Source organism: Vicinamibacteria bacterium (genome assembly GCA_035620555.1).
Taxonomy (GTDB): domain Bacteria; phylum Acidobacteriota; class Vicinamibacteria; order Marinacidobacterales; family SMYC01; genus DASPGQ01.
Window position 1 is genome coordinate 1 of the sequence record DASPGQ010000158.1, and the last position, 8,435, is coordinate 8,435.

Consider the following 8,435-nt stretch of genomic DNA (forward strand, 5'->3'; position numbering starts at 1 on the left):
TTCCCAGATGACTCCCCCCGGTCGAAATATCGATTCGGCTTCTTCGAGCGCGATCTGGAGAACGTCGGCAGGCAGTGGTGCGTCGACGCGGACGGGCACGTTCACCGCGATCGCCGTGAGGGCCCCGAACAGCGAGAGCACGCTTTCGCGATTGTACTCCTTGGCGAGATAGGTGCAACCGACGTTGATCGGGGTGTCCGGAGTCCCGAAGCGCACTGTGTGGTGGCAAATGCCGGCGCCGACGATCGGTCGGCGCCGGCTCCGCCTCCGACACCGGCGCGGCCTCGCCGAGGTCCATGACCCAGGCGGTGCCTTCTGGTGCGGATATTCAATCTGCTCGTATCGGTTGCTCTTCGTTGACGCGAAGGTGCAAACGCGGTGCCATATGAAGGTAGTACGGAATCCATTGCAGGCAGACGTGTTATGGCAGATGATGTCGCACGGCCGAGGTGGATCTCCTACGATGTCCGCTGCGCGGGCGGAGAAAGGAGTGGGAGTGTTGGAACCGATCGGGATGATCTCCACCGCTCACCTTTTTCCCGGACTTCATCGCCACCTGATGGAGCTCCTTCGCGGCCTCGCGCCCACGGACTGGAACCGTCCCACCCTCGCGCCCGCCTGGACCGTGCGCGAAGTCGTGGCGCACCTCCTGGACGGGCAGGTGAGGCGTCTTTCCTTTCAGAGGGATGGACTTCCGATGATGCCGCCCGAAGGTCCGATAAAAGGGTACCGGGATGTCGTGAGATTCCTGAACGACCTGAACGCGGACTGGATCCGGACCACCCGTCGTTTGAGTGCCAACGTGCTGATGGACTTCCTGGAAACGACGGGACCCCAGGTCTGCGAGCTCTTTGCCTCCCTCGATCCGCAGGGCCCGTCGTTCTTCCCCGTCGCCTGGGCCGATGAATCCAAATCGGAGAACTGGTTCGACGTGGGGCGGGAGTACACGGAATGGTGGCACCATCAGGCGCAGATTCGCGATGCCGTGGGCGCGCCGGCGCTGACCGACCGCGAGTGGCTGCATCCGGTGTTGGCGCTGTCCATGAAAGCATTTCCGCGAGCGTTCAAAGGCGTACTTGCCGCACCGGACACGGCGTTGGTGCTCCAGATAACCGGAGAGGCGGGTGGCACGTGGTCGGTGATCGCGACCCGTGGCGGCTGGTCGGTTTTGCGGGGAGAGAAACCGGACGCCGCCGCCCGAGCCCGCTGTAGCGAGGACACGGCCTGGAAGCTGTTCTTCAACGCGCTCTCCGAAGAGGAAGCCCGCGAGCGTATCGTTGCCGAGGGCGACGAACGCCTCATCGAAAAGCTCCTGTCGGTTCGCGGGGTCATGGTTTGAACGGTGAGCTAGCCCGATTCGGGACGGGAGGGAGAACGATTCATGATTACCGGAGCCCATTCGATCATCTACAGTACGAAACCCGAGGCCGACCGCGCGTTTTTCCGTGACGTGCTCGCGTTGACGCACGTCGATGTGGGCGATGGCTGGCTCATCTTCGGTTTGCCGCCCGCGGAAGTGGCCGTGCACCCGGCGAAGAAGAACGACGTACACGAGCTCTACCTCATGTGCGATGAGGTGGAAACGTTCGTCGAGGATATGCGAAAGCGCCGCCTGGCATGCGATGACGTGCAGAATCTCGGCTGGGGATTGCTCACCCAATTGACTCTCCCCGGAGGCGGCAAGCTCGGGGTCTATCAGCCCCGGCATGCGCGTCCGAAAGCGATGACTGCGAAGCGCACGAAAGCGGGCAGGCGACGACGGACGAAGGGACCGGGAACCAAGCCAGCTAAGAAGAAGAAGGCGGGAAAGCGCTAACAAGGGGGGACCGGGCCGGCCTCGTCGTGCTCGAACCTCCGCGCAACGATGAGGAGGGGGATGGTATTCGGGCCTTGAATCGGGGCGTCAATCGAAAGAAGGAAAGCTCAGTACGACCAGACGTCGAGACCCTGAACTCGCCGGAAGTGTTCTTCGTTGCGAGTGACCACGGGTCGGTCGAGTCGAAGACCCAGAGCCGCGATCCAGGCATCGTGGTCGCCGATTGCGCGGCCTTCGGCTGAGAGCCGACGTGCGATTCGGCTGGCCTCCCAGCTCACTTCGATGTCAGGCCAGAGAACCGGGAAGGGCGAGAGAAAGCGTTCGCAATCTTCCCGCCGCGAATCCTCGTAACCCTCGGCGAACTCCATCCAGGTCACGAAGGCGACACTCACCGGCTCGTCCGCGTAGCGCCCCAGGAGATCGGTGGCGGCGCCAGGTTCTCGGCGCCGCAGTTCGCGCTGGAGATCGACCAGCACGGTCGTGTCCAGGATCACTCGGCCGTCGCCGTGGCGCGAGGGCGACGCCCCCGCGAGGATGCTCGCTCATCGACGCGCGCGAGCGCATCCTCATCGAGCAAGCTTTCAGGGTGAAGCCGGCAGACGTCGCGAAGAGCGCCGAGAAGATGGCCCGCCGTCGACGAGTCGTCCCAACGTGCGCGCCGAACGACCGAGGAGAAGGACTCGCGTGGCCCACGTTTGGCCCGCTTCAGCTTCTCGTACGCGTCGAGCTCCAACGTGATCGTTTTCGTAGCCATGCATGAATAATACATGACTAATTGGGATCCTGCCAGCTGAGTGGTTCCGGGTGTCTCATGGCACGTATCCCGGGCCTCTCATCGCCCGCCCCGGCTTCTCTCCCGTCAGCTCGCCGTCTCTGACGACCGCCACCCCGTTCACGAAAACGTGCTCCATGCCCACGGAATAGTGGAAGGGATCCTCGAACGTCGCTCGACCGTTGATCGTCTCGGGATCGAAGGCGATGACGTCGGCAAAGTAGCCTTCTTTCAGCAATCCCCGCTCGCGCAGGCCGAGGATCTCCGCGGGATGGGCGGCAAGCTTCTGGATGGCTTCCTCCCAGCTCATGAGCTTCTCGTCGCGGACGTACGTGCCGAGCCAGCGAGGGAAGGTGCCCAGGTGCCGGGGATGCACGAGCGGGGGAAGGTGTTCCGTCTGCAGGTCCAGGGCGCTTCCATCGGTTCCTCCCGTCACGTAGGGTTTGGCCATGACCTGGCGCAGTGTCTCCTCTTCGTTGTTCCAGTCGATCACGATGCCCCGGCCTTCCTGCTCGAGGACCACGTCCATGAAGACTTCCTCCGGGGGCTGACCGCGCATCTCCGAGACTTCAGAGACCAGCTTCCCGTTGATCTCCGGGTCTCGGACTCCCAGGCGGATGTGGTGCCAGCCGATGTTCGCGAAGTAGGGGGGCTCGGTGACGAAGCCAGCGGCAATAAGCGTCCTCTGCTCGGGATCGCGCAATCTCTCGAGCATCGCCTCGCGGCCGTCGGCCTGGGCCCAGGCGGGGATGTAGTCCGCGAGTCCGGTGATGCCCCACGTATAGGTATAGCTGTCGCCGGTTACGCTCATGCCTCGGGCCCGCGCCGCTTCGATCTGGGAGAGGAACTCGTCGGCACGAGTCGAAGACGTCGAGTTCAAATGGAAGAAGTGCACGGCAGCGTTCGCCTTCTCACCAACCTGAAGCGCCTCGGCGATGGCTTCCGGATCGGTACCGTTCATCGTGCGAGCGTGGTTGGCGAAGAGCCCTCCCATCTCCGCCGCGACGCGAACTAGGGAGGCGAGCTCGTCGGTGGTCATGTAGATATTCGGAACGTAGCTCATCCCCGCGGACACGCCCAGCGCGCCCTCTCGCATCGCCTGGCGAATCATTTCTTTCATTTCTTCGAGCTCGGCGTCGGTGGGGGCCCGGTCCTCGTAGCCCATCACGTTGGCGCGGATGCCCCCCGATCCGACATACGAGGCCACGTTGATGTCCGTCCCCAACCCCTCCAGATAGTCGAGAAACTCACCGAAGCTCGTCCACTTGCCCCGAAGCGCCTCGGGAAGATCCGTTTCCCGCTTTCCGCCGAGCGGTCCCATGCTCTCCGTCTCGCCGTAGACCTCGGTCGTCACCCCCTGAAGCGCGAACGACGGACCGCGCCCGTCGTTGAGCATGCGGTCGACCTCGGAGTGGCTGTGCATGTCGGTGAACCCCGGTGCGACGTAGAGACCGCTCGCATCGATCTCGGTCGCGCCCGTCCCTGGGACGTCACCCATCGCGACGATCCGATCGCCGCTGATCGCCAGATCGCCCCGGATACCGGGGGCGCCGGTTCCGTCGAAGAGCATTCCTCCGCGGAGCACGACCGAGTGGGTAGGAGCCTCTTTACAGCTCGTTGCGACCAACAGAAAGAGTAGGAAGAAGCCCTTGCGCAGCATTGCAGCACCCCCTGAAGGGAGGCAGTTTGGTCTTTCAACCAAGAGGTGTCAACCTCGGCGAAGCTACTGGACGGAACCGGCGGCGTCCTTTTTCATCTTCTCCACTTCATGGGGCTCCATGTAGTCGGGAACCCGGTTGTGGATCGGAGGGATGGTTCTTAGGTAGGCATAGATCGCTTTGAGGTCTTCGTCCGTCAGTTTGGAGATGAAGGGCCAGGGCATTGGCGGCTGGATCGGCCGCGAGACGCCCATGTGCCGGCCCGTTCGGAGCGCCCGCACGAACATGTCCTCGGTCCAGATACCGAGCCCGGTGTTCACGTCCGGCGTCAGGTTGAAGGCGTAGCTGATCCCCCACGGGCCGGCGAAGGCGGTGTTCGTCGCACCGGCCATCCAGACCCAGGGTCCCTCGCCGAGGTTCGGCGGAGGCGGCATAGGGAGATCCTCCGGGTGGCCGGAGAGCATCCGGGTCATGTCGGGCCCCGGCCCGTTTTCCGTCATCACCCAGGGCGTATGGCAGTCGTTGCACATCATCGTCGTGACCAGGTACTTCCCGCGATCGATCGACGCGATGTCCGTCACGTTCGCCTGGGCGACTCCCTCCGGCGAAGGCAGCGTTCCACAGGCAGTGGCCGCCATGAACACAGCTGCCGCTCCCAGGAGCGGCATCCCCGAGACCGTCTTTTTCAACATCGTTCCATCTCCTTTCAGAGAGGAAATACGCAGAAACGGCTCGGGATACTTCCTAAATGGTGCTTACCGAAACACTAAAAGAATCTTAAGTGAAGGACGAGTCGGGCTGGCGTGACTATTCCCGCCGAGACTCTTCTCGAGCTTGTTACCTCAGAATCCGCGAGGCGGTGATTTTCACGTCCGCTCGGCTCCACGCCTCGTCGAAGCGTTTCTGAATCACGTCCGCGGCGTCGTTCTTTCCCTGAGCCCGAAGCGCCTGCATGAGCCCATAGAGCGCCCAGCCGTTGTCGGCGTTTCGTCTCAAGTCCTCCCAATAGACCGTTTCCGCCTCGCGCGCCCGCCCGGCCTCGAGAAGCACGGCACCGAGTGCGTGACGGGGCGGGTAATGCCATTCGCTCGGCTCGGTGTAGACGAGGCTGTCCTCGAGCCGGACGGCCTGTTCGAGATGGGCGATGGCGGTCTCGTAGTTCTTCTTGGCGGCGGCGATCTCACCGCCGAGCACTTCGGGGGCGATGGCGAAGATCGTCGCGCTCGAGTTCGGCGAGAACAGCTCGAAGTCCAGCTTCTCATCGGACGCGATGCGCTTCACCTCCGCGAGCTCTTTCTCGGCGTCCGCGATCTTGCCCTTCGCCAAGAACGCCACCCCTCGCGCATAGTGCCACGTGCCCGTCAGATAGGAATTCTCCGCAGGAGGCGCCGGCTCTTTCAACATCTCATCCCACTTCCCGAACCTTGTGAGCGCGTAATAAGGGACGACTCGGAATCCGGCCATCATCGGCATCTCGCTGAGCACCGCGTCCGGGATCTTTTCCGCGACCTTTCGTGCCGAGTCGATGGCGACCTGGCTCCTTCCGTCCATCGTCGCCGCGAACCAGAGGAAATGGATGTTGTGGGGGTAGTAGCCCATCGGGTAGAGGCCCTGGGCCCGGCACTGGGTGATGTAGTCTTCGTCCGCCAGGACCGCGAGCTCGTTGCTCTTGACCGCGTCTTCATAGCGGCCAATCCGCTGATAGATGTGCGACGGCATATGCACCAGGTGGCCCGCACCGGGCACGAGTCGCTGCAGCCGGTCCGCCGCCGCTTCGGCGCGCTCGGGGGTTTCCGTCGGCTCCATCAGATGGATGTACAGATGGAGGGCTCCGGGATGGTCCGGGTTTCGCTCCATCACGGACTCGATGATCTCCACGGACTCGAGAGTGTCCTCATAGGGTGTACCGTCCCGCATCCAGTAGTCCCAGGGTCTCAAGTCCATGAGCGACTCGACGTATAGCGTGGCCACGTCGAGGTCCTCGGGGAAGCTCTTCCACACCTCCCGCATGGCGGCGGCGTAGGCTTTGTCTCGCTCGACCCGGTCCTCGGCGTTGCCAGAGTAGCGTTTGGAGAGCGCATCGATGAGCGCCTGCTCTCGAAGTGAGACTTTGTCTTTGAGAGATAGGGCCTTTTGCACCAGCTCGTAGGCTTCGGGCTCGGAGCTCGGATCCATGGGCGCATTGATGTTCGGTCCGAGAACGAGCGCTTGTCCCCAGTACGCCATCGCCAGCTCCGGATCGAGCCGTGCCGCTTCGCGAAACGAGCGGCCGGCCTCGGCATGGTTGAAACCATAGGTGAGGTTCAAACCCTGGTTCATGAAGGCCTGCGCGTCTTTCGAGAACGTGGTCACGGGAAACGTGTGGGCGCCGAGGTTCTGGAGCCTGGGCGCGAGCTGGCCCGTGGGCGAAGGCCGAGTCGCCTCTTCGGTTTCCTCATAATGCTGGTGGGCTGGCGTCTGCGCCCAGCCGCCGAGCGCGAAAGCGTGGAGCACCACCATCAGAGTCGCGATTCGATGCCATGCAAGGAAATTGCCCATGGAAAGTAATACCTCTCAGTTAGTTTGCGTCAGTATATCAAGAACCGAATGGAGCTCCGACGAGCGGGAACGGGGCTAGCTCCAGCGAAACCATCTCATCGCGAGCAGGAAGCTCACGCTGCCCCATACGACGAGTCCGGCGAGCTCCGACAGCTGGGACCCTAGGCTCGCGCCCTCGATGATCACCGAGCGAAGGGCATCGTTCAGCATCGTGAGAGGGAGCGCCTGGACGAACGGCTGGATCGCCTCGGGAAAACGGTCGGAGGAGAAGAATACGCCGGAGAATACGAACATGGGCAGCATGACGAGGTTCATCAGGCCCGAGACGGTCTCGATCCTCTCCGCGCGGCTCGCCACGAGGATGCCGATCGCGCCGAAGGCGAGCGCTCCCACGACGCCGATGAGAATCGTGGCGAGAATCGATCCGCGCAGGGCTACGTCGAAAATCAAATGGCCCGCTACCAGCAGCAGTACGACCTCGAAGAGCATGAAGACCAGACGGCTCGTCATCATGGCCCCGATGAACTCGCTTTTTCGCATCGGCGAGGCCACGAGGCGTTTCAGGAGCTTCCGCGTCCGCATGTCGACGACGGCGAAGCCGACGCCCCAGAGCCCGCCGCTCATCAGGTTCAGGCCGATGAGACCGGGAATGAGAAAATCGATGTAGCGGGCGCCCGGCTCGGTCACGTGCTCTTCGACGACCTCGATGACGTCCAACCGGCCCAGAGCCCGCTGCAAGGTGTCGTCCACGCGGGCACGGGCCACGAGGCTCGCAGGTCGCGTGGGGTCGAACCGGTAGGTCATCGTCTTCCCGGGAACGATCAGGAGGTCGACGTGTCCGAGGCGAATTCTGGAGGCTGCTTCGTCCTCGTCGATGAGCTCGGCCTTGATCTCGGAATCGCTATCGAGCGCGGCGATGACCTCGGGCGATCGGTCGCCGGAGACCACGCCCACGGCGATTTCCTCGGGCGGCCTGTTGCGGAAGGCAATACCGAGACCGACGGCGAGGAGCACGGGAAAGATGAAGACCCAGAACACGACTTCGGGCTCACGGAGCGGCTCCTTGACTCGAGCGAGAAGAAGCTGAGTGAAGGGGCGAGCTCTCATCGGATCATCCGTCGCGAAGGTGCCTGCCGGTAATGGAGACGAAGACGTCCTCCAAACTCGCGTGGTGGGTGCCGAGGTGCTCGAGCACGAGTCCACGAGCACGCAGATGTTCCAGCAGAGCCGGGAGCGCCACGTGAACCTCCGAGGTCGCCAGCGTGAACGTCCCGGCGTCGCGATGGGCGCCTCGGATACGAGGTAGGGACGAGAGCTCGTCGAGGCTCAGCCGTTCGGCATCGTCCACACGAACCTCGAGCACGTGGTCGCCTCCTAGCCGGGCGATGAGCTCGCGAGGCGCTCCGAGCGCGATGATCTGGCCCTGGTCGACGATGGCCACCCGATCGCACAGCCGCTCCGCCTCTTCCATGTAGTGCGTCGTCAGAAGTACGCTCCCGCCTCGCTCCCGAAACGCTCTAATGAGGTCCCAGAGGTTGCGCCGTGACTGCGGATCGAGCCCGGTCGTCGGTTCGTCGAGAAACAGTAGCTCGGGATCGCCCACGAGCGCCGTCGCGACCGCGAGCCTCTGCTTCTGTCCGCCCGAGAGCTT

The 8,435-nt window shown here is 63.3% G+C and carries 10 protein-coding genes; 2 read left to right on the plus strand and 8 right to left on the minus strand.

The genetic code is table 11. From position 1 onward, the window contains the following. The coding region (locus tag VEK15_06025; GenBank protein HXV60232.1) for a hypothetical protein at nucleotides 1-216 on the minus strand (216 nt) is incomplete at its 3' end. A gap of 247 nt (nucleotides 217-463) precedes the next feature. Between VEK15_06025 and VEK15_06030 the strand changes: the two genes are divergently transcribed. Both VEK15_06030 and VEK15_06035 read left to right on the plus strand, forming a co-directional pair. Then, nucleotides 464-1,339 carry a maleylpyruvate isomerase family mycothiol-dependent enzyme gene (locus tag VEK15_06030; protein HXV60233.1) on the plus strand — a complete coding sequence of 292 codons (876 nt, stop codon included), beginning with the start codon at nucleotides 464-466 and terminating at the stop codon, nucleotides 1,337-1,339. Nucleotides 1,340-1,381: 42 nt separating this feature from the next. Then, nucleotides 1,382-1,816 carry an extradiol dioxygenase gene (locus VEK15_06035; GenBank protein HXV60234.1) on the plus strand — a complete coding sequence of 145 codons (435 nt, stop codon included), beginning with the start codon at nucleotides 1,382-1,384 and terminating at the stop codon, nucleotides 1,814-1,816. A gap of 107 nt (nucleotides 1,817-1,923) precedes the next feature. On the opposite strand, the gene VEK15_06040 is transcribed toward VEK15_06035, so the two are convergent. The 7 genes from VEK15_06040 to VEK15_06070 all read right to left on the minus strand — a co-directional run. Further along, on the minus strand, nucleotides 1,924-2,310 hold the full coding sequence (locus tag VEK15_06040; protein HXV60235.1) for a type II toxin-antitoxin system VapC family toxin: 387 nt from the start codon (nucleotides 2,308-2,310) through the stop codon (nucleotides 1,924-1,926). Beyond that, entirely contained in the window at nucleotides 2,307-2,570 is a 264-nt protein-coding gene (locus VEK15_06045) for an antitoxin VapB family protein (GenBank protein ID HXV60236.1), read from the minus strand. The genes VEK15_06040 and VEK15_06045 overlap by 4 nt, the downstream gene beginning before the upstream one ends. A 55-nt stretch (nucleotides 2,571-2,625) precedes the next feature. Further along, on the minus strand, nucleotides 2,626-4,248 hold the full coding sequence (locus VEK15_06050; GenBank protein HXV60237.1) for a D-aminoacylase: 1,623 nt from the start codon (nucleotides 4,246-4,248) through the stop codon (nucleotides 2,626-2,628). 63 nt (nucleotides 4,249-4,311) lie between these two features. Then, a complete protein-coding gene (locus VEK15_06055) occupies nucleotides 4,312-4,938 on the minus strand; it encodes a c-type cytochrome (GenBank protein ID HXV60238.1) in 627 nt (208 codons plus the stop codon). Nucleotides 4,939-5,083: 145 nt separating this feature from the next. Then, complete coding sequence (locus tag VEK15_06060; GenBank protein ID HXV60239.1) at nucleotides 5,084-6,784, minus strand: hypothetical protein; 1,701 nt, start codon at nucleotides 6,782-6,784, stop codon at nucleotides 5,084-5,086. 75 nt (nucleotides 6,785-6,859) lie between these two features. After that, nucleotides 6,860-7,891: an ABC transporter permease gene (locus VEK15_06065; protein ID HXV60240.1), complete on the minus strand. Its 1,032-nt coding sequence runs from the start codon at nucleotides 7,889-7,891 to the stop codon at nucleotides 6,860-6,862. A 4-nt stretch (nucleotides 7,892-7,895) separates the two neighbouring features. Then, the coding region (locus tag VEK15_06070) for an AAA family ATPase (GenBank protein ID HXV60241.1) at nucleotides 7,896-8,435 on the minus strand (540 nt) is incomplete at its 5' end.

Excerpts from the sequence above, each read along its gene's own strand:
- VEK15_06065 (HXV60240.1), bottom strand. The coding sequence starts at position 7,891 with ATGAGAGCTCGCCCCTTCACTCAGCTTCTTCTCGCTCGAGTCAAGGAG.
- VEK15_06055 (HXV60238.1), bottom strand. The coding sequence starts at position 4,938 with ATGTTGAAAAAGACGGTCTCGGGGATGCCGCTCCTGGGAGCGGCAGCT.
- VEK15_06050 (HXV60237.1), bottom strand. The coding sequence starts at position 4,248 with ATGCTGCGCAAGGGCTTCTTCCTACTCTTTCTGTTGGTCGCAACGAGC.
- VEK15_06060 (HXV60239.1), bottom strand. The coding sequence starts at position 6,784 with ATGGGCAATTTCCTTGCATGGCATCGAATCGCGACTCTGATGGTGGTG.
- VEK15_06035 (HXV60234.1), top strand. The coding sequence starts at position 1,382 with ATGATTACCGGAGCCCATTCGATCATCTACAGTACGAAACCCGAGGCC.
- VEK15_06030 (HXV60233.1), top strand. The coding sequence starts at position 464 with ATGTCCGCTGCGCGGGCGGAGAAAGGAGTGGGAGTGTTGGAACCGATC.
- VEK15_06045 (HXV60236.1), bottom strand. The coding sequence starts at position 2,570 with ATGGCTACGAAAACGATCACGTTGGAGCTCGACGCGTACGAGAAGCTG.